Below are 26,353 nucleotides of genomic sequence, written 5' to 3'. Positions count from 1 at the left end.
CCATCGCGGTGCGGCATGGGGGGCATGCGCCTCTGGTATTGGTCGGCGCGCGCCGTGCTCCCTACAGTCGGGCGGCGTCCGTTGCGGTCGCTCATTCCAACAAGACCAGAAAGAGCCCCTTCATGCCCATTTCCCGTCTCAGCGCCGTCGCCCTGGCGCTCCTGTCCTGCGGCACCGTGCACGCCGACTCCGTCGCCCCCGGCAAGCCCGCCACGGCCATCACCGCCGAGCTGAACCAGGCCTGGCTGCAGCGCCTGCCGTTCTCCGACACCGCCGATTTCGACGACGCCCGGCGCGGCCTGCTGGAGCCCTTCGGGGGCGTCATCGCCAACGCCGAGGGCCGCGAGGTATGGAACCGCCGGGCCTATGACTTCCTCGATGGCAACGCCGCGCCGGCCAGCGCCAACCCCAGCCTGTGGCGCATCGCCCAGCTGAACAACATCGCCGGGCTGTTCCAGGTCGGCGAGCGCATCTACCAGGTGCGGGGGCTGGACCTGTCGAACATGACCGTCATCGAGGGCGACAGCGGGCTGATCCTCATCGACCCGCTGATCAGCGCCGAGACCGCCCGCGCCGGCCTGGAGCTGTACTACAGGCACCGCCCGCGCAAGCCGGTGGTGGCGGTGATCTACAGCCACGCCCACGTCGACCACTTCGGCGGCGTGCGCGGGGTGATCGACGAGGCCGACGTGAAGGCCGGCAAGGTGCGGGTGATCGCCCCGGACGGCTTCTTCGAGCACGCGGTCAGCGAGAACGTGCTGGCCGGCCCGGCGATGATGCGCCGGGCGCAGTACATGTACGGCTCGCTGCTGCCACGTGGCGAGCGGGGCCAGGTGGACGCGGGCCTGGGCAAGGGCACGCCGAGCAACGCCACGGTGACCCTGATCGCCCCCAGCGAGGTCATCGGCCAGGCGCTGGAGACCCGCACCGTCGACGGCGTGGAGATCGAATTCCAGCTCACCCCCGGCACCGAGGCGCCGGCCGAGATGAATATGTACTTCCCGCAGTTCAAGACCCTGTGCATGGCCGAGAACGCCACCCACACCCAGCACAACGTGCTGACCCTGCGCGGCGCCCTGGTGCGCGACGCCAAGGTCTGGGCGCAGTACCTGGACGATGCCCTGGTGCGCTACGGCGGCAAGGCCGAGGTGCTGTTCGCCCAGCACCACTGGCCGACCTGGGGCGGCGCGCGCATCCGCGAGTACCTGGCCGACCAGCGCGACATGTACGCCTTCCTCGACAGCCAGACGCTGCGTCTGATCAACCAGGGGCTGACGCCCACCGAGATCGCCGCGAAGCTCGCCACCCTGCCGCCGCGCCTGGCCGGCAAGTGGTACAGCCGCGACTACTACGGCTCCCTCAGCCACAACGTGCGCGCCGTGTACCAGCGCTACATGGGCTTCTACGACGGCAACCCGGCCAACCTCGACCCGCTGCCGCCGGAAGAGGCGGGCAAGCGCTACGTCGAGGCCATGGGCGGCCCTGACGCGGTGCTGGCCGGCGCCCGCAAGGCGGTCGAAGGCGGCGACTACCGCTGGGCGGCGCAACTGCTCAACCACCTGGTCTTCGCCGAACCGGACAACCAGGCGGCGCGCGAGCTGCAGGCCGACACCCTGGAACAGCTCGGCTACCAGAGCGAGAACGCCACCTGGCGCAACGTCTACCTCAGCGGCGCGCTGGAACTGCGCCAGGGCGTGGCCCGGGCCAAGGCGCGCAACAGCGCGCCGGACATGATCCGTGCGCTGACCCCGAGCCTGTTCTTCGACTACCTGGCGGTGCGCATCGACGCGATGAAGGCGGCCGACGAGGACCTGCTGATCAACTGGCGCTTCAGCGACCTGGGTGAGGACTACGCCCTGACCCTGCGCAACGGCGTGCTCACCCACCGCAACGGCGCACGCCACGCCAAGCCGGACGTCAGCCTGAGCATGACCAAGGCGCTGCTCGACCGCATCGCCCTCAAGGAGACGGGCTTCCTCAAGGAGTCAATGATCGGCGGCATCGAGATCGACCAGGGGCGGATCAAGCTGCTGCGGCTGCTCGGCGGGCTGGACGAGCCCAACCCGCAGTTCAACCTCGTCACCCCCTGAAACGCGCGGCCTGCCCGCCGGGCCGGTGGGCAGGGTGTTTGCGCGCATTGGGGAAACATGCAGGAGCGAATTCTCTGGTGTTGGTTGCGTTAGCTGTTGCGGATTCAACGAAAGGCTCAAGAACGGTGCTTTCAGGGCCTTTCTGGATTCCTGGCACACCCACCGCATGGGTTTCGCTTCGCTCTACACCATCCTACGAAAGCCGCCAGCCGCAGCGTTCACTCGGTGGTGGCGCGCACATCAATGTGAAGTATCGAGCACCGACGTTGGAGCAATCGCCAAACGCCCCTTTCAGGAGGCCGAGCGCAATCGTCGTTTCAGGGGTTGAGCGACATGGATGTCGCGAAAGGCGTACCGGGCCATGGATGGCCCGTTACGCCGTGCCCCTGAAATGATGATGGAGCGAGGGAAGTCTGGCTTCAGCCAGACCCGTATGGAGGGGCAAGCGTTTTTGGTTCCTTTTTTGGCGACTGAAAAAAGGGACTCGCCCGGGGGGGCGAAACCAGAAACATCAGCAAAGCTCGGCAATCAGCTGGACTCGAAATCTTCCAGCAACACTTAACGCAGATGGGCGTTCCAGGCATCCAGAATGGCCTTGAAAGCGCCGTTCTCGAGACCACCGCACGCTGCTTTCGGCGAGCTCCAGGTGCACGCTCCGCGGTCCGGTTACTGCCCATCGCATCCGCCTGCGTAGCCCGGGCTTCAGCCCGCGGATGCGGGTCAGCCCGTGATCACGGCCTTCACCATCGCCAGCAGCGTCATCGCCACCATCGCCAGGCCGGTGCCGAACACGGCGGCGGCGCGGGGTTGGCCGCGTTCGTCGCGGAGCATGGCGAGGCCGTGGCGGTAGCGCGGGCGCTGGCCGAGCCAGAGGGCGGCAGCGCTGCCGAGGGCGAGCAGGGCCAGCGTCGGTTCGGCTCCGCGCAGGGCCAGGCAGGCGATCACCAGCAGCGAGAGCTGGGTGCGGCGCCAGGCGAGTTCGGTGCGTTCGGCCTGGGTTTCACGCATGCCAGCGCGGCCAGAACAGCCCGGCCAGGATCAGCGCCGCCACGCAGCAGCCGAGCGCCAGCGCCGGCACCAGGGCCGGCAGGGGCAGGGCGCGGCGATGACGCAGGGCGCGCTCCACCGCCAGCCAGCGCAGGCAGGCGCCCAGGCTGACGAGCAGGCTCAGCGACAGCAGGCCGAGGGTGATGACCAGGCGCAGGCGGGGCTCGAAGGCGTGCCCGGCGAAGGTCTCCACGGCGATGCCGCCGCCCAGCAGGGCGAGGGCGGTGCGTATCCAGGCCAGGAAGGTGCGTTCGTTGGCCAGGGTGAAGCGTGGGTCGGGTTCGTCGCCGCCCAATAGGCGCTGGCTGAGCGGGGAGCGTGGTGCGGATCTGGGCATGGCTACTCGGCGAAAGTGAAGGACCGCCGGGCGCAAGGCTGAGCGGTCGCAGGGGGGGCTTCAGGGGATGCCGGCGGGCAGCGAGGCGTGGCCGGCAAAGGCATTCATCCGTAGACCTCGAACAGGCCGGCGGCACCCATGCCGCCCCCCACGCACAGGGTCACCACCACGTAGCGCACGCCGCGTCGGCGGCCCTCCAGCAAAGCGTGGCCGACCATGCGCGCGCCGCTCATGCCATAGGGGTGGCCGATAGCGATGGCACCACCGTTGACGTTGAGCCGGTCGTTGTCGATGCCGAGCCGGTCCCGGCAGTACAGCACCTGGCAGGCGAAGGCCTCGTTCAGCTCCCACAGGCCGATGTCGTCCACCCGCAGGCCGTGGGCCTTGAGCAGCTTCGGCACGGCCAGCACCGGGCCGATGCCCATCTCCTCCGGCGCCAGGCCGGCCACGGCGATGCCGCGGTAGGCACCCAGGGGGTCGAGGTTGCGTCGTTCGGCCAGGCGCCCATCCATCAGCACACAGGCGCTGGCGCCGTCGGACAGCTGGCTGGCGTTGCCGGCGGTGACGCAACCGCCGTCGATCACCGGCTTCAGGGCGGCGAGGTCTTCCAGGCGCGTCTGCGGGCGGTTGCCCTCGTCCTGGCTGAGGGCAACCTCCTCGAAGCCTGTGGCACTGCTGTGCTTGTCGACGACCTGCCTGCGCACCCGCACCGGCACGATCTCGCTGGCGAACAACCCCTCGCGCTGGGCGGCGGCGGTGCGCTGCTGGGACTGCAGCGCGTAGGCGTCCTGGGCCTCGCGGCTGATGCCGTAGCGCCGGGCGACCTGCTCGGCGGTCTGCAGCATGGGCAGGTAGGCGTGGGGCGCATGGGCGATGACCTGTTCGTCCTGGTACTCGGCGATCCACTCGTTGTGGCGATGCTGCACCAGGCTGATGTGCTCCTGGCCGGCGCCGAGGGTCACCTGCATGCCGTCGCCGGTGATCTGCTTTGCAGCGGTGGCGATGGCCATCAACCCGGAGGCGCACTGGCGGTCGAGGGTCTGGCCGCTGACCGAGACCGGCAGGCCGGCGGCCAGGGCACTCATGCGGCCGAGGTTCCAGCCGGCAGTGCCGGCGGGCATCGCCGTGCCCATCACCAGGTCCTCGATCTCGCCGGCCTCGATGCCGGCGCGCTCCACCGCGGCGCGGATGGCGAAGGCCGCCATGCTCGGCGAGCGGGTGGCGTTGAAGGCGCCACGGAAGGCCTTGGCGATGGGGGTACGGGCGGTGGAGAGGATGACGGCTTCTGTCATGGCGCGTGCCCTCACTTGCCCAGGCGCTTGAGCTGCGCCGGGGTGAATTCGGCCTTGGACATGGACTCGCCATACTGCGCCTTGCTGGTGACCTCGTTGGTCAGGTAGTTCACCGCGTAGCGGCCGGAGATCAGGTCGTAGGTGGCTTCGGCCACGGTCAGCGGCAGCTGGATGTCATGCAGCATGGCCAGGTGCGATTCGTAGCTGCGCCACAACTCGCCACGGGCGTCGTACATGTCGGAGGCGAGGATCTGCCAGGTGTCCTCGTCGAGATAGAAGCGGCGCTTGCCATAGACGTGGCGGCTGTTGGGCTTGAGGGTGGCTTCCACCACCCAGACGCGGTGCTTCTCGTAGCGTGCGTAGTCTGGGTTGAGGTAGCCAGGCTTGAGCAGGTCGGCGTAGCGCACCTGCTTGCTGGCCATGCGGTAGGCGTTGTAGGGCACGAGCATTTCGCGCTTGCCGAGCAGCTTCCAGTCGTAGCGGTCGGGCGCGCCGTTGTAGCCGTCGACGCTGTCCGCCACCACCTGGCCGAAGCTGTAGCGCGCGCTGCTGTCATAGGCCACGGTGGGGGCGCGGCGTACGCGGCGCTGGCCGGGGTTGTACTGCCAGGCCGAGCGCGGACCGGAGACCTGGTTGATGGGCTCGTGCACCAGGGTCACCTCGCCCGCATAGCGGGAGGGCGCAGTGGTGCGCACGCGGTTGAAGAACAGCAGGTTCTCGCCGGGTTCGAGGTCGCTGACCCGTTCACGGAAGGCGGTCAGGCCGTCGGAGTTGACCAGGGTGTAGTCGCCTCGTTCCTGCACGGTGGCCGAGGCGAACTGGCGGCGGATGGAGCCGCCGCGGTAGCGGGTCAGGTGGTTCCACATCACCTCCAGCCCCTCGGTGGGCTGGGGGAAGGGCACGCCGAAGTTGTAGCCGTCCAGGCCGTAGCCGCCATCGGTCAGGCTGACCTTGGCGAGGTTGGCACGGGTCTCGTCGAGGTAGGCCTGTGGCACGGTGGCGCTGCGGTGGCTGGGGTACACGCGCATGCGGTAGTCCGGGTAGCGGGTGAGCATGCCTTGCTGGCCCGGGCTGAGCTGATCGCGGTACTGCTCCAGGTTGGCCCGGGTGATCTCGTACAGCGGCTGCTCGGCGGCGAAGGGGTCGCTGTAGTCGCCGTTGGCGCTGACCGGTGCCGCGCCAGGCTTCATGCCGCCGTCCCAGGCGGGGATGCTGCCGTCGGCGTTGGCGGCGCGTTCGGCGCCCACCGGGGTGAGCGGGCCGTCCAGGCGGGCGGGGTCGTTTTCCTTGGCCTGGGCCAGGGAGCCGGCGGCCAGCAGGGCGATGGCCAGGGTGAGGTGCTTGAAGGCGGGAGTCATGGTCAGAAGCTCGCTTTGAGGGTGACCGAGGCGAAGTCGCGGTCATCGATGACGGAGAACTTGTTCGAGCCGAAGAAGCTGTTGTAGGCCAGCTCGAGGGAGTAGTCGTTGCGGTAGTCGAATGTGAGGGCGAGGCCTACGGCCTGCTGGCCTTCCTGGAAGTTGGGGCCATAGCCCTCGACGTCGTGGCGCCAGTTGATCGAGGGCGTGATGACGGTGGCCGGCAGCACGCCTTCGTAGTTCAGGCCCATGCGCAGGCGATAGCCCCAGGAGAAGGCGGTCATCACCCCGTGGGTGTTGCAGTGGTTGGCCGCGGCCAGCTCCTCGGCGGTGAGGCCCGCCGCGTTCTGTGCCGAGGGGGTGAAGCATGGCGTGCCATCGGAGGTGGGCGTGCGGCCGAAGGCACCGGAGCGGCCGAAGCGCTCGTCCTGCGGGTCGAGCCCGCCGATCCAGTTGGCGCCGGCCTCCACGGCCCAGGCCAGGCGCTGGGCGCCGAGCACGTTGGACAGACTGTCGGCGGCGCCGAGGCTGAATTGCCACACTTCCTTGCGCCGGTAGCCATCCACCCGGCTGCCACGGGCCCCGGCCAGCTGCGCCGCGTTCATGGGCATGATCCAGCTGTTGGCCTGGCCGGCGAGCAGGTTGACCAGGTCGGAGGAATTGAGGTTCAGCGGCATGTTGGGGCGGTAGCTCAACTCGCTGAACACGGCGGTGTCGCCGACCACCGCACTGAGGCTGGCGCCGAACAGGCGGATGTTCTCCGGGTAGACGGTGAAGTAGTCACCGGTGTTGATGTTGGGGCCGGGGTTGCCGCCGGCGTTCGGCGCCTGGCGGGCGATCACCCCCGAGAGCACTGGCGTGCGGCTGTGGTAGTTCAAGTAGTAGAGGCCGAGGTCGGCGTTGTTCAGCGAGTCGATCAGGTAGTGCATGGCCAGGCCGTACTGGCCGTTGTCGCTGGCCCAGTCGGTGGCGGTGCGCTGCAGGTAGCGCTCGGAGGCCGGTCGCAGCGCCGCGGGCACATCGAGAGCGTTCTCCACGCTGGAGTTGGCGGTGCTGGAGATGCCGCCGGCGATCAGCTTGTCGGCCCCGCAGCCTTCCTGCAGCGAATCGTTGGAGCTGAAGAAGGTGCCGCAGCCTTCGAGCACCGAAGGGCGGAAGTTGTACTGCCAGAAGCCCTCGAGGCTGACGGCGTCGGTCAGGTCGTAGTTGAAGCTGAACATTTCCGCCGGCAGCAGGCCTTCCTTGAGCTCGGTGCCGGGGCGGTTGAAGGCGGAGACGTCCAGGGGGTTGATGGCGTTCACGCCGTTCTGCAGGAACAGCGCCTCGCCCCAGCTCAGTACCTGCTTGCCGAGCTTCAGGCTCAGGGGGCGGCCGGCCAGCTCGAGGTCCTTCCAGAGGTAGGCGTCGAGGACTTCGAAGCCCTTGAAGCGGGCCAGGTCCTGCCAGCCGGAATCATCGAAGCGGGTGAAGTCGCCGTTGCCGGTCTCCATGGCGTGGTCGTACCAGTACTTGACGCGGACGAAGGCGCCCTGGGAGCCGTCGTTGAGGTCGAAGTCGGTCAGGCCCTTGAACAGGGTGGAAATAGTGTCGCCCTTTTCGTAATTGAGCTTGCCGTCGTCACCGTTGTAGTTGGTGCCGGTACCGGTCTTGCCGATGGTCGCGGCGTCGGCCTTGTTCATCAGGTGCTTGTCGGCGTTCTCCAGCGACCAGCTGGTGCCCAGGGACAGCGAGGTGTTGCTGGTCAGGCTCCAGTCGTCGTCCAGCTGCCAGGTGGCGGCCTGGGACAGCGGGCCCGCTGCGGCCAGGGCGACGCCCAGGGCCAGGGCGGTGGGGCGGAAGGCGCGCCGGATACGGTCGCGCTGGGGTGAGGTCGAATCGTTCATGTAACCCTCTCGTTGTTGTTGTCGGGTCGGTGGCCGGCCTGGGCTGTGCACGGGGCAAAGCGCCGCCCGGGCTGCGCAGTCGCCTGCGCAGCCTTTGGCGTGGCCGGGGTGGGGTCTAGTGCGGCAGTTGGCCGAGCAGGGCGCTGACCAGGTTGTTGAAGGTGGTGGCCGAGTCGATGGCGCGGGTGCCGGCGCGGTCTTCGCCGCTGACGCTGGTGGCGCGGCGGGCCTGGTCCGGCGTGGCCGAGAGCTTGACGATCACCACTTCGCGCGCGGGGTTGATGTAGATCTTCTGGCCGAAGCGCCCGCTGGCTTCGAGAGAGCCGTCGCCATCGTTCTTCTGGAACCAGTAGTTGCGGTAGGTGTAGCCCGGGCGGCCGGGGGCCAGGTTGCCGCGGTCGAAGGCTGCCTTGTCACCGGATTGGAGGAGGCTGCGCACCGCCTGGTTGAAGCTGTCCCCGGGCGTCTCGCGGCCCAGTTCGCGGCGTACCAGCTCGGCGAAGCGCGCGGTGTCCCGCAGGTTGCAGCTGATGCCGCCGCTGGCCATCTCTGTGCCCAATGCGTCCACCTGCACGTAGGCGTCTTCTTCGGCGAAGCGCGACCAGATGCGTTCCTCCACCAGTTCCGCCCAGGTCTTGCCGGAGATGCGCCGCAGCGCCCAGGCCAGGGCTTCGGGGGAGCCGTTCTGGTAGAAGAACGGCGCCGCGCCACTGTTGTCGCCACTGCGCTGGGCCATCTTGAGGAAGGCGTAGATGTCCTCGGGCATGCCCGCCTTGCGCGGGATCAGGCCGGTGGCGGCGAACAGGCCGAGGTCCGGCGGCACGTTCTCCGGGTAGGCCACCTCCACCAGCATGTCGAGGTTGGCGCGCACGCTGCTTTCGCCGAAGGGCGTGCCTTCGAGCTCGGGCACGTAGCGGGCCAGGCGGGCCTGCGGGTCGAGGGTGCCCTCGGCGATGAACTGCGCGGCCAGCAGGCCGGTGACCGACTTGGTCATGGAGGCCCAGATATGCGGCTGGCGTTCGCCCAGGCCGTCCAGGTGGCGCTCGTAGACCACCCGCCCGTGATGCAGGACGATGAAGCCGTCGGTGACGGTTTCCTGCAGGTAACGGTCGAGGTCGAGGGTTTCATCGCCGGCCTTGAAGCTCAGCGCGGCCAGGTCCAGCGGTTGGCCGGCGGCCAGAACCAGGGGCGTGCGTGCCCGTGCCAGATTGCGGGTGGCGGACACTTCGCGGGCATGGGTCATGGACCAGCGCAGGTACGGCGGCAGGAAGGCGTTGGCTTTGTTCACGCGGAGCTCCGGAGCGGGAGGGAAGCCCTGCATCACACCGGCGCTGGGCGCGGTGGTGGCCTGGGCCGGTTGCAGGGTGCAGGTGAGCAGGAGGCCGGTGCCCAGCAGCAGGCCGAGGGCGTGCCGCTGGCGCGACGGGGAGGGGCATGGCGTCATTGTTGTTATCCCATTGGCGGGTTGTGCCCGGGGGGCTTTTTTGCGGATGTTAGGCAGCACCAGGCATAGATACAATGAACCTCTGAGGTCGAAGTCATAACCAGAAGGAATGCCCTTTGGACACCCGTGATCTTGAATACGTCGTCGCCGTCCGCCACAGCGGCTCCATCGGCAAGGCCGCCGAGGCACTAGGCATTTCCCAGCCCGCGCTGACCAAGGCGGTGCGCCGGGTCGAGGAGCAACTGGGCCTGCAGCTGTTCGAGCGGGTGCCCCAGGGCATGCGCCCCACCCAGGCCGGCGAGCTGTTTCTGGAGCGCGCCCAGAAGCTGCGCCGCGACTACGACGACGCCATGGCGGAAATGCGCTGCCTGCTCACCGGCGAGCAGGGCATGGTGCGCATCGGCTATTCGCTGACCTTCCCCGACCAATTGCTGCACATCGCCTGCAAGCGGCTGTTGCGCGAGCGCCCCGCGGCCAAGCTCAAGCTCTTCTGCCGCATGGCCCAGGAACTGCTGAGCGCCCTGCGAGCGGGGGACCTGGACATTGTCTTCGTGCCGATCCAGGCCTTCGAGCCGGACCTGGACATCCAGCCCCTGTACCAAGACCGCTTGGTGGTGGCGGCCGACGCCGACCACCCGCTGTGCCGTCGCAAGCAGCTGCGCCTGGAGGACCTGGTGGGCGAGGACTGGGCCCTGCCGGCGGGGCATATCACGGTACGCCGCATGCTCGACGAGACCTTCAGCCAGCGCGGCCTGCCGGTGCCCGCCACGCGTGTGGAGGCGGACTTCAGCAGCCCCAACGCCTACCAGCTGATCGTTGGCAGCCGCATGCTGACCCTGGCCCGCTATAGCCGCGAGTTCCTTGGCACCGGCATGGCGGCGCTGGACCTGGCGCCGGGGGAGATCAACCTGAACCGCCACATCGGGATGGCGACCCGCACCCACGGCTTTCTCTCGCCGGTTTGCCGCCGGGCCATCGAGTTGTTCGGGGAGGAGATCGCCAAGGGTAACTTCGGCGTCGAGGCGATGCACCCGGAGTGATTCGGGGTTAACCATCCAATCCTGTTATGGCTTGCTCGCGGAGTCGATCCCGGCGCAGGGCTGCGGCGTGCCCCCCGGGGCGTGAAGGTGTGATTCCCGGGCAGGTTCCCGTGGTGCGTGCGGGGGGGCGTGGATTTCCCCTTCTTCGATCTGTGTCCATTGCCTGGCAAGGCTTTCAGCGCTTTTTTCGATAGGGTTGTTGGCCCTGGGGGCCGGATGCTGTGTGCATGGGCATCCCGTCTTGCCGGTTTTTCAGGAATACTAGGCGCGCCTTAAGAAACGCCGCCCATAGCGATTCCAGATGGCAGCCATATCAGTTCGGCATAGGTGAGACCTCCATGACCCTCAAGCAGCTCCGCTACCTGATCGCCATCGCCGAGGCGGGTAGCTTCTCTGCGGCGGCGCGCCGCTCGTTCATCGCGCAACCGGCCCTGAGCCGGCAGATTGGCCTGCTGGAAGACGAACTGGAAGTGCAATTGCTGGAGCGCCAGCACGACGGCGTGGCGCTCACCGGTGCCGGGCGCCAGCTCTACGAGGTGGCGCGTTCGGTGGTGCAGAAGCTGGATTCGGTGAAGGACGAGTTGGCCTCCACGCGGGGCGATCCCAAGGGCCATGTGTCCATCTCCATCCCGGCGACGGCCTCGGCGCTGCTGCTGCCGGAGATCATTTCCCGGGCGGCGGAGAAATTCCCCAGCATCGCCCTGACGGTGTGCGACGGGCTGACCCGCGAGGGCGGCCAGGCCATCGAGCTGGGCAAGGTGGATTTCGGCGTGCTGCCCAATGCCGAGGAACTGCAGCACGTGGCCGCCGAGCCGATCTTCGTCGAGGACCTCTACTGGGTCGGGCACGGCGAGGGGGAGGAGACGCCCATCAGCCTCGCCGAGGCGGGCGCCACGCGCCTGGTGATGCCGCCGCGCGCGCTGCACCTGCGGCGGCGCATCGAGCAGGCGGCGATGGAGGCGGGGGTGGTGCTGAACGTGGCCTACGAGCAACAGTCGACGCCGGGCATCGCCAGCCTGGTGCGCAGCGGGCTGGCGGCGACCATCAGCAACTGGCCGCCGCTGCTGGAGCTGTTCCAGCCGACCACCGCGCGGCTGATCGTCGAGCCGCGCATCACCCGCACCGTGTCCATCGCCTATTCGGTGCACCGGCCGCTGTCCTTCGCGGCCTCCTGCATGCGCGACCTGGTGCGATCGCTGCTGGTGGAGGCGGTGAACAGCGGGCGTTGGCGCGGCGCCCTGATCGAGCGCGGCGCGGAGGGCGATCAGGCCCGCGAGCAGGCGGCCGACGTCTCGTCCTGAGCCAGGCGCTCCTGCGAGCGTTGCGGGTTCATGGTCACCAGGCCGACCAGGCCCGCCACCACCAGCACCGCGCCACAGACCAGGAAGCCCTGGGCGTAGCCCTGCGGATGGGCGGCACCCGCGCCGCTCACCAGCAGGCCGGTGACCACGGGCGCCGAGAGGCCCGCCAGCGAGGCCACGGCGTTGCCGATGGCGAGGATGCCGCCGCGCTGGCTGGCCGGGGTGAACTCGGCGAGCATCGCCGGCCCCACCGAATACATCACCAGGGCCAGGCCGCCGCTGAGGGTCAGGTTGACGATGCGCACCGCGACCGGCAGCTCCAGCATCAGCGAGGCGGAGAACAGCCCGCCGGCGATCAGGCAGAGCGAGACGAAGGCGCCACGCGCCAGGCGCGAGGGCAGGCCGCGGCGCAGCAGGCGCTGGGAGACCCAGGCCATGAACAGGCTGAGCGGGGTGGTGACCACCACGAAGAGCACGAACATGTGCCCGGTGCGCAGCGGGTCCATGCCCAGGCCGACCTGCAGGTAGCTGGGCACCCAGGTCAGGGTCAGGGCCAGCGACCAGTTGGCGGCGAAATGGCAGAGGTAGTTGCCCAGCACGCTGGGGTCGCCGAGCAGGCGGCGGTAGGGCAGGCGGTGAGCGTCGGGCGTCGCCAGCTGGCCGCGGCGCAGGGAATCGATCGTGCCCTCGCGGCCCAGCAGCAGCCACAGCCCGCACCACACCAGGCCGATCACGGCGAGCACGGCGAAGTTGGTGCGCCAGCCGTAGTGCAGGCTGACCCAGGGGATCATCGCGCCGGCCACCAGGAGGCCCATGGCGCTGCCGGAGTGCAGCAGGGCCACCGGCAGGCTGCGGCGATCATCGGGGAACCATTTGTACAGCGCGTGAGTGGCCACGGGGGACGCGGGGCCCTCGCCGATGCCGAGCAGCACGCGGCAGGCGACGATCATCCACAGCGAGCTGGCCAGCAGCATGGGCAGCTGGATCAGCGCCCAGAACAGGCCCATGCCGAGGAGCAGGGTGCGGGTCGGGCGGCGGTTGGCGAGGAAGCCGCCGACCACGGCGGAAGCGGCGAACAGCCAGTGCAGGGCGCCGCCGATCAGGCCGAACTCGGTGGGCGACAGGCCCAGCTCCTCGGTCATGGGCACGGCGACCAGGCCGATGACGACCTTGTCGAGGAAGTTGACCAGCATCATGAAGGCCAGCAGGAAGGCGATCGTCCAGGCGGGGCCGGGGCGGAAGGCAGTGTCTTCTCGGGTCATGGGAACTCTCGTTGTTCTTGTTCTGGAAGCCCGTCCGGCTTCCCTGGCGGACGGGGCTGCGACGGCCCGGGGCCGTGCAGGGCGGAAAACGCGCAAGGGCGCAGCCCACGGGGGCGGCCGGATTCGTGGCCGGCGCGCCCCCGGGAGTGCGCGTCGGGGCTCAGCCCGGCATCAGGATGCCCTTGGCGATGGTGTTGCGCTGGATCTCGCTGGTGCCGGTGAGGATGCGCATCATACGGCTCGCGCGGAACAGCCACTCGACGGGATGCCCCTTGATCAGCCCCGCGCCGCCATGCACCTGCACGGCCTTGTCGATGATGCGGAAGGCGGTCTCCGACGCGTACAGCTTGCACATCGGCGCCTGCACCTTGATGTCGCCGCCGGCATCGTTGTTGGCCGCCGTGGCGTACATCATGGCCCGCGCGGCATAGAGCTCTGTGGCCATGTCGGCGAGCATGTGGTTGACCGCCTGGAACATGGCGATGGGCTGGCCGAACTGCTTGCGGGTGCGGGCGTGGTCCAGCGACAGCTGCAAGGCCAGGCCGGCCATGCCGAGCATGGTGGGGCAGTGCAGCAGGCGGTTGAGGGTGATGCGCCCCATGGCCAGCTTGAAGCCTTCGCCTTCGCCGCCGATGCGGTTGGCCACCGGCACGCGCACGTCCTCCAGGACGATGTCGCCATGGGCGCCGCCGCCGGACATCACCGAATAGTCGCTGTCCACGCGCACGCCGGGCGCGGCGAGGTCGACGAAGAACGCCGAGATGCCCTGCGGGCCGCGACCGGGGCCGGTGACGGCGAGCAGCACGGCGAGGTCGGCATAGGAGGCACCGGAGATGTAGCGCTTGGCGCCGCGCAGCACGTAGTGATCGCCTTCCAGGCGCGCCTCGGTGGTGATGGCGGTGGCGTCGGAGCCTGCCTCGGCCTCGGTGAGGGCGAAGCACACCGCCTTTTCGGCGCGGCAGACCGGGCGCAGGAAGGCCTCGACCTGGTGCTCGCTGGCCACGCGGAACAGGTGGCCGATGCGCGGCGGCCCGGAGAGCTCGCCCAGCACGTGCGGGGCCAGGGGCGAGCCGGTGAGCACCGCCGCTTCCTTCACCGCGCACAGCTCGGCGACGTTGAGCCCGGCACCGCCCAGGGCTTCGGGCAGCATCACGTTGTAGAAGCCCAGTTCGCAGGAGCGGCGCCAGATGTCGCGCAGCAGCGGCCGGGGCACCGGCTCGCCCCAGAGGATGCCTTCGCGCTCGGCGAGCGGGGCCAGCTCGTCACGGACGAAGGCCTGGATGCCGGCGATGATGCGCGCGGCCTTTTCGCTTGGTTCGATCATGTGCGTGTTTCCCGTCAGATCCGTCGTTCGCTGTTCTGCCAGTACGCTTCGCGGATCAGGCGGCGCACGACCTTGCCGTTGGGGTTCTTCGGCAGTTCCCGGACGAAGTCCACCGCGCGCGGCTTCTTGAAGCCGGCCAGGGAGCGTCCGCAGTGCTCGATGACCTGCTCGGCGCTGAGGCTCTCGCCGGGCTTGAGCACGATGACCGCGCGCACCGCCTCGCCCCATTGCTCGTCGGGCACGCCGACCACCGCCGCCTCGAACACCTGGGGCAGGGTGTAGAGCACCTGCTCCACTTCGGTGGGGTAGATGTTGAAGCCGCCCGAAATGATCATTTCCTTCTTGCGGTCGACGATGAAGACGTAGCCGCGCTCATCCACCCTGGCCAGATCGCCGGTGAGGTAGTAGCCGTCGCGCATCACCTCGGCGGTGAGCTCCGGCGCCTGCCAGTAGCCCTGCATGATGTCCGGGCCCTTGACCACGATCTCGCCGATCTCGCCGGGGCGCACGTCCTCGAAATCCTCGTTGACCACGCGCAGGTCGGTCTCGAAGTAGCAGCGACCGCAGGAGGCCAGGCGGCTGTGGTCGTCGCCCTCGATCAGGTGGTCGCGCTCGGTCAGCACCGTGACCAGCGAGCAGGTCTCGCCGGCGCCGTAGCCCTGGGCGAGGATCGGCCCGAACAGGGCGATGGCGCGCTTGACCAGGGCCGGTGCCATGGGCGCGGCGCCGTACATCACCAGGCGCAGGCTGGAAAGGTCGAAGCGCTCGACGCCGGGGACGTTGACCAGGCGGTTGATCATCGCCGGCACCAGGAACAGGCGCGTCACCCGCTCGCGCTGGATGGTCTCCAGCAGCAACTGGTCGTCGTAGCGCTCCAGCAGCAGGTTGCAGGCCCCCACCGCCAGCAGCGGCATGATCTGCATGCCGCTGGCATGGGTGATGGGACCGACGTGGGCCATCACGTCGCCCGGCGCGGCGCGGCGGGTGGGGCTGGCGATGCTCTTGCGGATCAGCGCCTTGCGGTTGCCGAAGGAGAGCATGGCGGCCTTGAGCACGCCGGAGCTGCCGGAGGTGTAGTGCAGCACCGCCAGGGCGTCGTCGGCCGGGTCGCAGTGCACCGGGGTCTCGCTGCCGCGTTCCAGCACGCTGGCGTAGTCGGCGTCGCCGGCGGCGTCGTCCAGCGAGACGATCAGGCGCAGGCGCGGCAGCTCGCCACGGCGGGCATGCAGCGCGGCGGCGAAGCGCCCGTCGGCGATCACCGCCTGGCTGTGGGAGTCGTCGAGCACCTGGATGATCTCGTCCAGGGAGAGGCGGGCGTTGATCGGCACCTTGACCATGCCGGCCTTGTAGAAGGCCACCTCGGCCTCCACCAGCTCCACGCGGTTGAGCGCGAGGATCGCCACGTGCGCACCCTCGGCCAGGCCGAGGGCCAGGAGGCCGGAGGCGAGGCGGTTGGTGCGGCGTTCGAGCTGGGCGAAGGTGACGCGTTGCCGGCTGTCGATCAGCGCTTCGTGGTCGGGCCAGTACAGCGCGCTGCGGCTGATGATCTTTCCTAAATTCACCTTATTGTTCTCATCGGCAGGAAAAGTGCGCCGATGCTATCCAAGCGAACTCTCGCGCCACCAATACAACAGTACGATGCAGGCCATATCGATATGGAATAGGCGCTCTGGAAGTTGTTGTCGGGGCAACATTATTTGAGCAAGTAACGCATCGAGAGTGGCAACTTCGGATGCATGTCTGCGCGCGGCAGTTGGCGGCCGTAAGTTGCCTGTCCGGCTCTTGCAGAGTGGACTTCAGCCCACCGTCCGGTGCTCATTGGTTAATTCGGATGTGCAGGACCGACCCCGCCTGGTGGATGAAAAGAGCGCCATCCACCCTTGTATCTCGACTAATACCTCCACAGGGGTAATAGTCCCCGACTGATCATCGGGGGAGGGGCTGGAAGTCGTATCCATCCTTAGGCCACGAGCCTGCAACGTAGATAGTGCTCCGCCCCTCCACACTCACTCGAACAGCCCGAACGGTATCCAGAGCCTCGAGCTCGCATTCACAAGGTTGGGCCGGGTGCAGTGATGATCGCGTCTGAACGGATCGAGAGGAGAATCCATGCCCAGCGTCATCGGCATCGACATCGCCAAACACACCTTTGACCTCGCCACCCTGCAACCCAACGGCAAGTACCGCACCAAGGCCAAGCTGGCCAACGACAAAGCGGGCTTCGCCGTCTTGCGCGACTGGCTGAACAAACACAGCGAACCCGGAGCCTGGGTCGTGATGGAGGCCACCGGCATCCACCATGAAGCCCTGGCCGAATGGCTGTTGGAGCAAGGCTATCGGGTCTGTGTCCTCAACCCGGCACAAATCGCCCACTACGCCCGTAGTCAGTTGCAGCGGGTGAAGACCGACAAGGTCGACGCCAAGCTGATCGCCGAATACGGCGAGCGCCATCAGGACAGTCTGCGTCCCTGGCAACCCGAGCCCCGTGCCGTGCGGCGTTTGAAAGCCCTGGTACGGCGCCTGGAGGACCTGCGCGAAATCGAGCAGATGGAGCGCAACCGCCTGGAAGTGGCCGATGCCAGCGTCCAGGCCTCGATCCAGTCGGTGCTGGAACATATCGGTCAGGAGATCGAAGAGACCCTCAAGGCGATCGACGACCACATCGACAACGACCCGGATCTGCGCGGCAAGCGCGACCTGCTGACCAGCATTGACGGGATCGCCGACAAGACCGCCGCCCTGCTCCTGGCGGAGCTGGGCGACCCACTGCGCTTTGCCAACAGCCGCGCCGTCACTGCCTTTGCCGGGCTCAATCCGCGGCTGCAGGAGTCCGGGAACCACCGGGGACAGACACGTATCTCCAAGACGGGCTCATCGCGCCTGCGGGCCGGCTTGTTCATGCCCGCGATCAGTGCCCTGACGTACAACGAGGCTGTCAGGGCCCTGAGCGAACGATTGAGGGCGAAGGGCAAGACCGGCAAGCAGATCGTCTGCGCCGCCATGCGCAAGCTGCTGAGCATCGCCTACGGCGTCTTGAAATCAGGCCGGCCATTTGACGCAAAACTGGCCCTTGCTCACTAGAAATCAAGACGGTATCTACAGGTGGTCATGCCCGCGCGGTGGCACGGCGCTTTCGTAGGGTGGGCTTCAGCCCACCGAGCGCGGCGAGGCCCAACGCGGCGATGTCCGGCCCTGCACTGCGGTGTTCCGCTCCCTCTATCCCCGCGCAGCGGCCGCTTCCAGGTAGGCGCCGAACATGTCGGCCATGGCGTCGGCGTAGCGTTCGATCTCCTCCTTCGTGCGCGGACGCTCGGAGAATCGCTTGCCCACGGTGCCGAGGGTGGTGGTGATCAGCTCGCTGGCCAGGGTGCGGGCGGCTTCGGAGGCGTGGGGCAGGACCTCTTCCATGAAGGTTTCGAAGATGCGCCCGGTCGCGGCCTTGGCTTCCCGTGCCTCGGGGGCGTCGCGGTAGAGGGGGGCGGCGTCGTCGAGGGCGATGCGCATGTCGGCCTCCTCGCATTCGGAGTGGAGGAAGGCGTGGACCAGGGTGCGCAGGCGTTGCAGCGGCGGGGTGGCGAGGTCTTCGAGGATGCGGCGCAGCAGCTCGCTGGTCTGGCGCCACTCGTCGCTCTGCAGGCGGAACAGGATGGCCGCCTTGTTGGGGAAGTACTGGTACAGCGAGCCGACGCTGACGCCGGCACGCTCGGCCACCCGGGCGGTGGTGAAGCGCTGGGCGCCTTCCTTGGCCAGAACCTGAATAGCGGCCTGCAGGATGGTGGCGACCAGCTCGTTGGAGCGGGCCTGCTGGGGTTGCTTGCGCGAGGAAATACGCGGGTTCTGGCGTTCGGTCATGACGGGGCCTGGCAATGCGAATAGTAAAACCTGACGGATTGATCGCATTCTATTCCGGCGCCAACGATGCGCTCAACAACCCCTGGAGACACTGCATGAACACCCTGACCCAACCCGCTCTCACCGCCTTGCTGGACCGCCTGTTCGCCGAGGCCGACACGGCCTGGCAGGCATTGGGGCCGAGCCTTTCCGACCTCGCCGAGGGCGAAGTGGCGCGGCTGATGCAGAGCAAGACCGAGTACCGCGAGTTCTACGGTCGCCTCAAGGACGTGGCGCTGCCCGTCTCCCGCGAGACCGGCCGCCTGCTGTACCTGCTGGCGCGCAGCAGCGGTGCGCGGACCATCGTCGAGTTCGGCACCTCCTTCGGCATCTCCACGCTGCACCTGGCCGCCGCGCTGCGTGACAACGGTGGCGGCCGGCTGATCACCAGCGAGTTCGAGCCCACCAAGGTGGCGCGGGCCCGGGGCAACCTCGGCGTCGGCGGGCTGGAGGACCTGGTGGAGTTCCGCGTGGGCGATGCGCTGCGCACCCTGGCCCAGGACCTGCCCGACTCCATCGACCTGCTGTTGCTCGACGGTGCCAAGGCGCTCTACCCGGAGATCCTCGCCCTCGTGGAAAGCCGCCTGCGCCCCGGCGCGCTGGTGATCGCCGACAACGCCGACCACAGCCCCGAGTACCTGGCGCGGGTGCGCGAGGCGGGCAGCGGCTACCTCTCCGTGCCCTTCGCCGAGGACGTGGAACTGTCGCTGCGCCTGGCGGCGTGAGGATCGCCTGGCGGGTAGAGGACGACGGACGCACGCAGCTTGTTGCCGCCGAACAGGCGCATGCGCTGGAAGCGCGCATGGCTGACCGGCATGTGCTGGCAGTCCAGGGCCTGGCGGTGGCGGCTGTGGTCGATGTCCGGGTCGTGGAGGTAGACGAAATCCTCGTCGCAGCCGGTGACCAGCACCCAGTGCGGAGCCTTGGTGCGGGTCAGCTGGTAGCTGCTGATCAGCACCAGCGGCAGGCCGCCTTCGGCGAGCTGCGCGGGCAGGTCCTGGCGGCTGGCGGGCACCTGCTCCACGTCGCTTTCGCGCAGCTCGTCGCAGAAGGCCTCGTGCACCAGGCGCATGACCTCGCGCTTGCCTTCGCTGCGCACGCCGCTGAGGAACAAGGGGCCTTCGACGCTGACCTGCAGGCGCACGCGAAAGCCCCGGCGCCAGGCGGCCAGGGCCAGCCCCTGGGGGCTGCAGCCGCCGTGGCCGGAGGTCATGAACACCGTGGTCGCCTCGCGCCACAGCTGCACTTCCTCGCGCCGCGTGAGCGGGCGGCCCGGTCGCAGGCCGGCCATGGCCATCATCAGGCAGGCGGGGCCGCAGGTGAACTCGGTGCTCTGCTGGTAGTAGGGCACCGCCCGCGCGGCGTCGAGCGGGCGCTGGACGATGCGTTTCTCGTAGCGCAGCGCCTGGGCGTGGTCCTCGTAGTAGTCGTCGATGCAGGCGAAGCGGCGGTAGCCGAACCGCTCGTAGAGGGCGATGGCGGGGAGGTTGTCCGGGCGCACTTCCAGGCGCAGGTAGGCGCAGTCGTGGTCGCGGGCGCGGCGCTCCGCCTCCGCCAGCAGCGCCTTGCCGAGCCCGTGGCCACGGGCGCCGGGGGCGATGGCGATGGAGTAGAGGCGCGCCAGCGAGGTGCCGCGGTGGAACAGCAGCAGCGCGTAGCCCATGACCCGGCCGCCGGCCTCGGCCACCGCCAGGCTGGCGTGGGCGCGGGCGATCATCCACTGGAAGCTGCGCGGCGACAGGCGATCGTGCTCGAAGCACAGGTTTTCCAGCTCGAGCAGGGCGACCAGGTCGTCGGGGCGGGCGTCGCGAAAGCTGAAGTCCATGGGGCTTCCCGGCATGGGCATGGTCAGCGGCGGGGTGTGCGACGCGGGCCGCCGTCGCGGGCCTGGCGGCCCATCTCGCCGGGCTTCATGCGGCTGTCGAAGTAGTTGATGGCGATGCTCAGGGCGACGATGGCGGCGAGCACGCCGAGGGCGATGTGCAGGGGTTCCATGGGTATTTCCTTCTGCTGGGTGCTGCCACCGGCGCGGGATGCCCGGTGGCGATGGGACAGGGGCGGCCCGGCCTCAGCCGGGCGGCGCCGTGCGGGCGGCCACCAGCCGGCGCAGGGCCAGCAGCATGAGGCCCGCCAGCACGGCGAGGGCGAGGACGAACAGCGGGTAGGCGACCCACCAGGGGACGGCAGCGGTCATCATGCTGAACTCGGACATGCCGCCGATGCCGGCGATCAGGTTCAGCGGCAGGAACACCACGTTGATCAGGGTGAGCTTGCGCAGCATCTCGTTCATGGTGTTGTTCAGCAGGTTGCCGCGCGCCTCCATCAGGCCGGCGAGCACCGAGGAGTAGATCTCCGCCTGCTTGATGCACTGCTCGTTCTCGATGATCAGGTCGTCGAGCAGCTCCAGGCTCGCCGGGGCGAACCCCAGGCGCTCGCCCTGGCCGCGCAGGCGGGCCAGCACCGCGCCGTTGCCGTGGATGGCGTTGAGGTAATACACCAGGCTCTCGCTGAGGCCGAACATCTGCAGCAGGTGGCGGTTGTGCAGGCTCTGGTTGAAGCGCTGCTGCAGCTCGCGGGCGACCAGCTTGATGACCTTGAGGTGGCCCTCGTAGTGGTGGATGTTGCCCAGCAGGATGGCCAGCAGCACATCCAGCGGCTGCTGCAGGTCGTGGCGCCCGGCGAGGCCTTCGAGCAGCGAATCGGCGTGGGAGATCAGCACCAGCTGGCGCTCGTCCAGCAGCATGCCGAAGGAGGACACCTCGAAGGCGAAGCGCTCGTCGCCCGAGTAGTTCTCCGGGCGCTTCCAGATGAGGAACAGCGAGCCCGTGCGGAACTCGATGCGGGCGACTTCGTCCGGGTCCAGGGCACTGGCCAGGGCGTGGGCATCGAGGCCGTAGCGCTGGCGCAGCCATTCCAGTTCCTCGGCCTCCGGGGCGATGCACAGTTGCAGCGGCGCCGCCTCGTCCGTGCAGGGGCGCAGGGTGCCGTCGATCAGCCTGTAGCTCTGGCGCATGGGCCGGTGCTCCTTCAGTGGGCGCCGCCGCGGCGCTTTTGTTCGAGGCGGCGGACGAAGTCCTCCAGCACCAGGCTGTAGAGGGTGTCCTGCAGGTGGGCGTCCTCGATGCCGGCGTCGAGGTTGGGGTTGTCGTTCACCTCGATCACCTTGACGCTGTCGCCGATCTCCTTGAGGTCGACGCCATAGAGCCCGTCGCCGATCAGGTTGGCGGTCTTGAGCGCCAGTTCCACGACCGCCTTCGGCGCGCGCTCCACCGGCAGGGTGCGGCATTCGCCGATGACCTCGGCGCCCTGGGCCTTGTGGTTGACGATCTGCCAGTGCCCCTTGGACATGAAGTACTGGCAGGCGAAGATCGGCCGGCGGTTGAGGATGCCGATGCGCCAGTCGTACTCGGTGAAGAGGAATTCCTGGGCGAGCAGCAGCACCGAGTGCTCGAACAGCCCGGCGCTGGCCTCGCGCAACTGCTGCAGGTTCTCCACCTTGATCACCCCGCGCGAGAAGCAGCCGTCGGGGATCTTCAGCACCAGCGGGAAGCCCAGGCGCTCGCCGACCTTCTCCAGCTCCTGGGGGTTGTCGCGGTAGAGGATCTCCGTGGCCGGCATGCTCAGGCCGTGGCTGCGCAGTAGGTCGGTGAGGAAGACCTTGTTGGTGCAGCGCAGGATCGAGGCCGGGTCGTCCATCACGATCAGCCCCTCGCTCTCGGCCTTCTTGGCGAAGCGGTAGGTGTGGTCGTCGACGCTGGTGGTCTCGCGGATCAGCAGTGCGTCGTACTCGGCCAGGCGCGAATAGTCCTTCTTCTCGATCAGGTCGACCTCGATACCCAGGCGCTTGCCGACGCGCACGAAGTTCTCCAGGGCCCGGGCGTTGGAGGGCGGCAGCGGCTCGTCCGGGTTGTGCAGGATGGCCAGGTCGTAGCGCGCCACCTGGCGCGAGCGCGGCAGGCGCCAGACCTTGCGGTTGAAGCCGTCGAGGGCGCTGGCGAAGAGGTCTTCCTGGTCCTCGCGCAGCTTGTGCAGCGAGCCCGTGCGCAGGCCGGCGATGCGCCAGGTCTCGCCCTTGCGGAAGTCCACCAGCAGGATGGGGCAGGGGAAGGCCTCGAACAGCTGGCGGGCGATCTCCTGCAGCGGTTCGAAGTCGGTGCGGCCGAAGTACAGGCTGAGGGTGAAGCCTTCGGTGTTGGCGCAGGGGTGCTGGGCGAGGGCGACCTCCAGGGATTTCTCCAGGTCGTCCAGGGCCAGGCCGTAGAGTGACTTGCGCGCCAGTTCGCTGATGGTGCGTACCGAGGGGATGACCTTGTGCCCGCGTGCCTCGGCCAGCAGCGAGCAGTAGTAGCCGTGGCCGAGGTACTTGTAGTGGCGGCACAGGTTGATGACCTGGACCTTCTTGTCGAGCTCGCCGCCCCGCGACTGCTCGAGGTACTCCCGCGCGGTGAGCATCTCCTCGCTGGGGATGTAGGAGGACCAGTCCTCCTTGCGCTCGACGATGATCAGCACCTGGCCGCCGTTGCGTCGCTGCAGGAGGCCCTGCGCGAGGCCGACGGCCTGGATGGAGTCGGGGGGGATGCTGCTGAGACTGGCTTGAACCGAAGACATCTTCACGGGCCCGCTTGAGAGGTGGTGCGCCTCAATTAAGCAGCAAGCCGCAGCCCTGTCTCGCGTCGTTACGCAGGCTTTACGGGGCGCTGGCGAACCTTACGCAATCGTTGCGCGGCGCCTTGGCAGTTGGCGGGAGTCTGCTAGCGTCAATCCAGCATCCGCCGTTTCGTTGGGGCTCGCGCTCGGGCGGGGGGTGCAAGACGCCGGGGGTCGACTTCTCACAGCCGTGCGAGACCTTCGGTGGCGTGCCCGTGGGGCGATGACGTGAGGGCGTCGCCGACGCTTACTGCCTTCCCAAACTTGCTCGGACAAGGAGTCTTCGATGAAACATGCATTGGCGTTGGGCGTGGCGCTGGCGCTTTCCACCGCGCTGGTCGGCTGCTCGAGTACGGTGACCCAGCCGGATGAGTATTCCGGGTTCCTCTCCAGTTACGGCAGCCTGCAGAAGGCGACCACGCCCTCCGGCGCGGAGGTGATGCGCTGGATCGATCCCAAGGTGGACATCGGCCGCTACACCGCCGTCTACGTCGAACCCACCCAGTTCTACCCGCGCCCCCAGGCCACCGAGAAAATCCCGCAGAGCACCTTGGACGGCATCACCCGCTACTACGACATGGCGCTCAAGCGCGAAATCAGCAACAGCCTGTCGCTGGCCACCAAGCCCGGGCCCGGCGTCATCGTCGTGCGTGCGGCGATCACCGGGGTGAGCAGCAAGACCGAGGGGCTCAAGCCCTACGAGGTCGTTCCCGTGGCGCTGCTGGCGGCGGCGGTGAGCACCGCCAGCGGCATCCGCGACCAGGAGACCGAGCTGGCCACCGAGGCGCAGTTCCTCGACGGCGGCAGCAACAAGGTGATCGCCCAGGTGGTGCGCAAGGGCACCGGCACGCCGCTGGAGAACAGCGCCCAGGTGCTCAAGCCGGCGGATGTCACGGGCGTGATCGATGGCTGGGCGAAGGACATGCACCAGAGCTACCTGAAGCTCAAGGCGAAGTGAGCCTCCAGCGGGCCTGGCGCTCACCTGGGCTGGGCCGGAAGCGCGGTGTCGTCACGCAGCGGCTCGGGTTCGCCGATGGGGCGGAAGCCGTTCTCCGGTTCGATCGGCCGCACGGTGATCGGCCCGGACGCCCTGCTCACGCGGCGGACCACACCGCCAGCTCGTAGCCGTCCGGGTCGATGAAGTGGAAGCGACGCCCGCCGGGGAAGGCGAACACTTCACGGCTGATAGTGGCGCCGGCGGCCTCCAGCCTGGCCTGGGCCTGCGCCAGGTCGTCGGCGTAGAGGATCACCAGCGGACCGCCGGGGCGGACCGCCTCGCCCGTGGTGAAGCCGCCGGTGAGGCGGCCGTCGCTGAACTCGGTGTAGGTGGGGCCGTAGTCGGTGAAGGTCCAGCCGAAGGCCTCGCCGTAGAAGGCCTTGCTGCGAGCGATGTCGCTGACGTTGAACTCGATGTTGTCGATCTTGCGGTCGTTTCCTTTGGTGCTCATCGTGGCTTCCTTGCATGGTGGGGAGGGCCATCTTAGAGCGCTCCGCCCGCCATCGGAAGCGCTTGTCAGGCCTTCGCGCCGCGTTCGCGGGTCGCCTGCCAGCAGACCAGCGAGCCGGCGGTGACCAGCACCGCGCCCTGCCAGAACTGCAGCGTCAGGCTGGCGCCGAGCCAGAGCGCGGCGAAGGCGGAAGAGAGCACCGGGGCGAAGTAGGAGACGGTGGCCAGGAGGGTGAGGTTGCCGCGCAGGATGCCGATGTTCCACAGGGCGTAGCCGCCGGCCATGGCGATGCCGGCGGCGAGCAGTTCGAGGGTGCCGCGCAGGGTGAAGGCAGGCAGCGGCTCGCTGACGAAGGCGAATTTAACCCAGAGCACCACCGCCGTGAGGATGAAGAAGAACGCCACGTGGTTCTCGCCCCGGGCGTAGCGCCGGGTGACGTTGCAGTAGAGCGCGAAGGTGATGGCGCAGGTCGCCGCGAGGCTGTAGCTCAGCGGGTTGGATTGCACGTTGGCGATGAGGCTGGGCCACGACAGGCCGTCGGTGCTGACCACCCAGAGGATGCCGAACAGGGCGATGGCCGTGCCGGGCAGCACCAGCCAGCGGGCCGGCTGGCGGTTCATCAGGATGGCCAGCAGCACGGTGAGGCTCGGCCACAGGTAGTTGACCACGCCGAGCTGGATGGCCTGGGTGCCGTCTGTGGCGAAACCGAGGGCGAGCGACAGGCAGACTTCATAGGCGACGAACAGCGCCGAGCCGGTGACCAGGTAGAAACGCGAACCTGCACGCAGGCGCGGGCGGCCGAGGAGGGCGACGAGGAGGATGGCGCCCAGGGTGTAGATCAGCGCAGCGCCGCCGATGGGGCCGAAGAAGCCGCTGACACTGCGGATCAGGCCGGAGGCGGTGCTCCACAGGAGGATCGCCGCCAGCCCGCAGGCCGTCGCGCTGCGTCCGTTGCTGATGCGCATGGTCCACTCATCTCGAAAGGGGCGGCGATTCTACAGGTTGGGACCTGGCGAGGGGGACGCGGTGTGGGGCGCCGCGATCCGCGTCCTGACGCCGCTCAGCGACGCCCGGCCGGGCGCTGGCCGAACGACGAGGGGGCAGAGGTGGGCTCAGCCCTTGAAGCCCTTGCCCACCAGGTAGACCTCCCGCGAGCGCGGGCGCGAGGCTTCCGGTTTGCGGATGAAGACCTTCTCGAACGAGGTGCGCACGTCCTTGAGGAACTCGTCGGAGCCTTCGCCCTGGAAGACCTTGACCACGTAGTTGCCGTTGGGCTTGAGCACCTGGCGGACCATGTCGAGGGTGAGTTCGACCAGGTACATCGAGGACGCCTGGTCGGCGGCGGCGACGCCGCTGATGTTGGGGGCGATGTCGGAGACGATCAGGTCGGGCTTGCGGCCGTCGAGCTTGTCGAGGAGTTGCTGGAACACGCCGTCGTCGGTGAAGTCGCCCTGGATGAAGTCGACGTTGTCCAGGCCGTCCATCGGCAGGATGTCGGTGGCCAGGACGCGCCCGGTATCGCCCACCAGCTTGCCGGCCACCTGCGACCAGCCGCCCGGGGCGGAGCCCAGGTCCATGACCAGCATGCCGGGGCGGATCAGCTTGTCCTTCTCGTTCAGCTCGATCAGCTTGTAGCTGGAGCGCGAGCGCAAGCCATCCTTCTGGGCCCGTTTCACATAGGGGTCGTTGACGTGTTCATCCAGCCAGCGGCGGCTGCTTTTGGATCGTTTCATGTTAGAGCCAACCACGGAAAATCAAGGTGAGGAGCGAACCCATGGGCGGTGCAGAGGAGAGGCCATGGGTGCGAAGCGGCGGCGATTATAAGCCGAGAATGACGCACAGGTTAAATTCGCCGGACGGGGAGGGTGCCGTGCCCGGCTGCGCGACCGTCAGGCCGCCACTGACAGGGGCCGGGGCGGCGGGTACAATCTCGCGCCTTACCCCTTCCCCTGTTGCTTCCTTTGCCGGGTTGACCGGCCAGGATTACCG

General features: G+C 68.3%; 22 protein-coding genes and 1 pseudogene. 6 read left to right on the top strand and 17 right to left on the bottom strand.

Annotation, left to right across the window (positions count from 1 at the left end; all coding sequences use genetic code 11):
• Nucleotides 1–122 precede the first annotated feature (122 nt).
• On the top strand, nt 123–2,090 hold the full coding sequence (locus tag HSX14_RS17630) for an alkyl/aryl-sulfatase (protein ID WP_173177220.1): 1,968 nt from the start codon (nt 123–125) through the stop codon (nt 2,088–2,090).
• 720 nt (nt 2,091–2,810) lie between these two features.
• Here the strand turns inward: HSX14_RS17630 and HSX14_RS17625 are convergent.
• The 6 genes from HSX14_RS17625 to HSX14_RS17600 all read right to left on the bottom strand — a co-directional run bounded on the left by HSX14_RS17625 (nt 2,811) and on the right by HSX14_RS17600 (nt 9,451).
• Entirely contained in the window at nt 2,811–3,098 is a 288-nt protein-coding gene (locus HSX14_RS17625) for a DUF202 domain-containing protein (RefSeq protein ID WP_173180338.1), read from the bottom strand.
• On the bottom strand, nt 3,091–3,474 hold the full coding sequence (locus HSX14_RS17620; protein WP_173180339.1) for a YidH family protein: 384 nt from the start codon (nt 3,472–3,474) through the stop codon (nt 3,091–3,093). Before HSX14_RS17620 ends, HSX14_RS17625 begins: the two co-directional genes overlap by 8 nt.
• 104 nt (nt 3,475–3,578) lie before the next feature.
• Nucleotides 3,579–4,766, bottom strand: coding sequence for an acetyl-CoA C-acyltransferase (locus HSX14_RS17615; protein WP_173180340.1), 1,188 nt, complete (start codon nt 4,764–4,766; stop codon nt 3,579–3,581).
• A gap of 11 nt (nt 4,767–4,777) precedes the next feature.
• Nucleotides 4,778–6,124 (bottom strand): DUF1329 domain-containing protein, encoded by a 1,347-nt coding sequence (locus tag HSX14_RS17610; protein ID WP_173180341.1) that lies wholly within the window; start codon nt 6,122–6,124, stop codon nt 4,778–4,780.
• A 2-nt stretch (nt 6,125–6,126) separates the two neighbouring features.
• Entirely contained in the window at nt 6,127–8,007 is a 1,881-nt protein-coding gene (locus HSX14_RS17605) for a DUF1302 domain-containing protein (RefSeq protein WP_173180342.1), read from the bottom strand.
• A gap of 115 nt (nt 8,008–8,122) precedes the next feature.
• Nucleotides 8,123–9,451: a serine hydrolase domain-containing protein gene (locus tag HSX14_RS17600; protein ID WP_173180343.1), complete on the bottom strand. Its 1,329-nt coding sequence runs from the start codon at nt 9,449–9,451 to the stop codon at nt 8,123–8,125.
• A gap of 116 nt (nt 9,452–9,567) precedes the next feature.
• On the opposite strand from HSX14_RS17600, the gene HSX14_RS17595 reads away from it, so the two are divergent.
• Nucleotides 9,568–10,491: a LysR family transcriptional regulator gene (locus tag HSX14_RS17595; protein WP_173180344.1), complete on the top strand. Its 924-nt coding sequence runs from the start codon at nt 9,568–9,570 to the stop codon at nt 10,489–10,491.
• Nucleotides 10,492–10,829: 338 nt separating this feature from the next.
• Complete coding sequence (locus tag HSX14_RS17590; protein ID WP_173180345.1) at nt 10,830–11,792, top strand: LysR family transcriptional regulator; 963 nt, start codon at nt 10,830–10,832, stop codon at nt 11,790–11,792.
• On the opposite strand, the gene HSX14_RS17585 is transcribed toward HSX14_RS17590, so the two are convergent.
• From HSX14_RS17585 to HSX14_RS17575, 3 genes are all read right to left on the bottom strand, one after another.
• Nucleotides 11,756–13,054 (bottom strand): MFS transporter, encoded by a 1,299-nt coding sequence (locus tag HSX14_RS17585; RefSeq protein ID WP_173180346.1) that lies wholly within the window; start codon nt 13,052–13,054, stop codon nt 11,756–11,758. The genes HSX14_RS17590 and HSX14_RS17585 overlap by 37 nt on opposite strands.
• Before the next feature lie 160 nt (nt 13,055–13,214).
• Complete coding sequence (locus tag HSX14_RS17580) at nt 13,215–14,378, bottom strand: acyl-CoA dehydrogenase family protein (RefSeq protein WP_173180347.1); 1,164 nt, start codon at nt 14,376–14,378, stop codon at nt 13,215–13,217.
• A gap of 14 nt (nt 14,379–14,392) precedes the next feature.
• Entirely contained in the window at nt 14,393–15,940 is a 1,548-nt protein-coding gene (locus tag HSX14_RS17575; RefSeq protein ID WP_173180348.1) for an AMP-binding protein, read from the bottom strand.
• A 547-nt stretch (nt 15,941–16,487) separates the two neighbouring features.
• Between HSX14_RS17575 and HSX14_RS17570 the strand changes: the two genes are divergently transcribed.
• Entirely contained in the window at nt 16,488–17,459 is a 972-nt protein-coding gene (locus HSX14_RS17570) for an IS110 family RNA-guided transposase (RefSeq protein ID WP_116858044.1), read from the top strand.
• Nucleotides 17,460–17,594: 135 nt separating this feature from the next.
• On the opposite strand, the gene HSX14_RS17565 is transcribed toward HSX14_RS17570, so the two are convergent.
• Nucleotides 17,595–18,230, bottom strand: coding sequence for a TetR/AcrR family transcriptional regulator (locus tag HSX14_RS17565; RefSeq protein ID WP_173180285.1), 636 nt, complete (start codon nt 18,228–18,230; stop codon nt 17,595–17,597).
• 95 nt (nt 18,231–18,325) lie between these two features.
• Here HSX14_RS17565 and HSX14_RS17560 point away from each other — a divergent pair, with 95 nt between their 5' ends.
• Nucleotides 18,326–18,994, top strand: coding sequence for an O-methyltransferase (locus tag HSX14_RS17560; protein WP_173180286.1), 669 nt, complete (start codon nt 18,326–18,328; stop codon nt 18,992–18,994).
• Here HSX14_RS17560 and rimI read toward each other — a convergent pair.
• From rimI to HSX14_RS17540, 4 genes and pseudogenes are all read right to left on the bottom strand, one after another.
• Nucleotides 18,937–20,094, bottom strand: a complete 1,158-nt coding sequence (gene rimI / locus HSX14_RS17555; RefSeq protein ID WP_173180287.1) for a ribosomal protein S18-alanine N-acetyltransferase — start codon at nt 20,092–20,094, stop codon at nt 18,937–18,939. The genes HSX14_RS17560 and rimI overlap by 58 nt on opposite strands.
• 23 nt (nt 20,095–20,117) lie before the next feature.
• Nucleotides 20,118–20,264 carry a hypothetical protein gene (locus HSX14_RS17550; RefSeq protein ID WP_173180288.1) on the bottom strand — a complete coding sequence of 49 codons (147 nt, stop codon included), beginning with the start codon at nt 20,262–20,264 and terminating at the stop codon, nt 20,118–20,120.
• 73 nt (nt 20,265–20,337) lie between these two features.
• Nucleotides 20,338–21,282: a magnesium transporter CorA family protein gene (locus tag HSX14_RS17545; RefSeq protein WP_173180289.1), complete on the bottom strand. Its 945-nt coding sequence runs from the start codon at nt 21,280–21,282 to the stop codon at nt 20,338–20,340.
• A gap of 14 nt (nt 21,283–21,296) precedes the next feature.
• Nucleotides 21,297–22,793: pseudogene (locus HSX14_RS17540) on the bottom strand (RimK family protein); the annotation flags it as partial.
• Between the two features lie 409 nt (nt 22,794–23,202).
• Here HSX14_RS17540 and HSX14_RS17535 point away from each other — a divergent pair.
• Nucleotides 23,203–23,874: a DUF3313 domain-containing protein gene (locus tag HSX14_RS17535; protein WP_173180291.1), complete on the top strand. Its 672-nt coding sequence runs from the start codon at nt 23,203–23,205 to the stop codon at nt 23,872–23,874.
• 136 nt (nt 23,875–24,010) lie between these two features.
• Here the strand turns inward: HSX14_RS17535 and HSX14_RS17530 are convergent, their stop codons facing one another.
• The 3 genes from HSX14_RS17530 to rlmE all read right to left on the bottom strand — a co-directional run bounded on the left by HSX14_RS17530 (nt 24,011) and on the right by rlmE (nt 26,097).
• Nucleotides 24,011–24,364 (bottom strand): VOC family protein, encoded by a 354-nt coding sequence (locus tag HSX14_RS17530; protein ID WP_173180292.1) that lies wholly within the window; start codon nt 24,362–24,364, stop codon nt 24,011–24,013.
• Nucleotides 24,365–24,429: 65 nt separating this feature from the next.
• Nucleotides 24,430–25,329 carry an aromatic amino acid DMT transporter YddG gene (yddG, locus tag HSX14_RS17525; protein WP_173180293.1) on the bottom strand — a complete coding sequence of 300 codons (900 nt, stop codon included), beginning with the start codon at nt 25,327–25,329 and terminating at the stop codon, nt 24,430–24,432.
• Nucleotides 25,330–25,476: 147 nt separating this feature from the next.
• Nucleotides 25,477–26,097 carry a 23S rRNA (uridine(2552)-2'-O)-methyltransferase RlmE gene (gene rlmE / locus HSX14_RS17520; protein WP_173180294.1) on the bottom strand — a complete coding sequence of 207 codons (621 nt, stop codon included), beginning with the start codon at nt 26,095–26,097 and terminating at the stop codon, nt 25,477–25,479.
• Nucleotides 26,098–26,353: the final 256 nt, after the last annotated feature.

The organism is Pseudomonas tohonis (assembly GCF_012767755.2).
Taxonomy (GTDB): Bacteria; Pseudomonadota; Gammaproteobacteria; order Pseudomonadales; family Pseudomonadaceae; genus Metapseudomonas; species Metapseudomonas tohonis.
Note: the sequence above shows the minus strand (reverse complement) of the source record. Positions and strands in the feature narration are given on the sequence as shown.

Coding starts and splice junctions, on each gene's coding strand:
- HSX14_RS17560 (WP_173180286.1), top strand. CDS start 18,326: ATGAACACCCTGACCCAACCCGCTCTCACCGCCTTGCTGGACCGCCTG.
- HSX14_RS17620 (WP_173180339.1), bottom strand. CDS start 3,474: ATGCCCAGATCCGCACCACGCTCCCCGCTCAGCCAGCGCCTATTGGGC.
- HSX14_RS17605 (WP_173180342.1), bottom strand. CDS start 8,007: ATGAACGATTCGACCTCACCCCAGCGCGACCGTATCCGGCGCGCCTTC.
- HSX14_RS17585 (WP_173180346.1), bottom strand. CDS start 13,054: ATGACCCGAGAAGACACTGCCTTCCGCCCCGGCCCCGCCTGGACGATC.
- rimI (WP_173180287.1), bottom strand. CDS start 20,094: ATGGACTTCAGCTTTCGCGACGCCCGCCCCGACGACCTGGTCGCCCTG.
- HSX14_RS17630 (WP_173177220.1), top strand. CDS start 123: ATGCCCATTTCCCGTCTCAGCGCCGTCGCCCTGGCGCTCCTGTCCTGC.
- HSX14_RS17550 (WP_173180288.1), bottom strand. CDS start 20,264: ATGGAACCCCTGCACATCGCCCTCGGCGTGCTCGCCGCCATCGTCGCC.
- HSX14_RS17530 (WP_173180292.1), bottom strand. CDS start 24,364: ATGAGCACCAAAGGAAACGACCGCAAGATCGACAACATCGAGTTCAAC.
- HSX14_RS17570 (WP_116858044.1), top strand. CDS start 16,488: ATGCCCAGCGTCATCGGCATCGACATCGCCAAACACACCTTTGACCTC.
- HSX14_RS17545 (WP_173180289.1), bottom strand. CDS start 21,282: ATGCGCCAGAGCTACAGGCTGATCGACGGCACCCTGCGCCCCTGCACG.
- rlmE (WP_173180294.1), bottom strand. CDS start 26,097: ATGAAACGATCCAAAAGCAGCCGCCGCTGGCTGGATGAACACGTCAAC.
- HSX14_RS17565 (WP_173180285.1), bottom strand. CDS start 18,230: ATGACCGAACGCCAGAACCCGCGTATTTCCTCGCGCAAGCAACCCCAG.
- HSX14_RS17625 (WP_173180338.1), bottom strand. CDS start 3,098: ATGCGTGAAACCCAGGCCGAACGCACCGAACTCGCCTGGCGCCGCACC.
- HSX14_RS17535 (WP_173180291.1), top strand. CDS start 23,203: ATGAAACATGCATTGGCGTTGGGCGTGGCGCTGGCGCTTTCCACCGCG.
- HSX14_RS17615 (WP_173180340.1), bottom strand. CDS start 4,766: ATGACAGAAGCCGTCATCCTCTCCACCGCCCGTACCCCCATCGCCAAG.
- HSX14_RS17580 (WP_173180347.1), bottom strand. CDS start 14,378: ATGATCGAACCAAGCGAAAAGGCCGCGCGCATCATCGCCGGCATCCAG.
- yddG (WP_173180293.1), bottom strand. CDS start 25,329: ATGCGCATCAGCAACGGACGCAGCGCGACGGCCTGCGGGCTGGCGGCG.
- HSX14_RS17610 (WP_173180341.1), bottom strand. CDS start 6,124: ATGACTCCCGCCTTCAAGCACCTCACCCTGGCCATCGCCCTGCTGGCC.
- HSX14_RS17600 (WP_173180343.1), bottom strand. CDS start 9,451: ATGACGCCATGCCCCTCCCCGTCGCGCCAGCGGCACGCCCTCGGCCTG.
- HSX14_RS17590 (WP_173180345.1), top strand. CDS start 10,830: ATGACCCTCAAGCAGCTCCGCTACCTGATCGCCATCGCCGAGGCGGGT.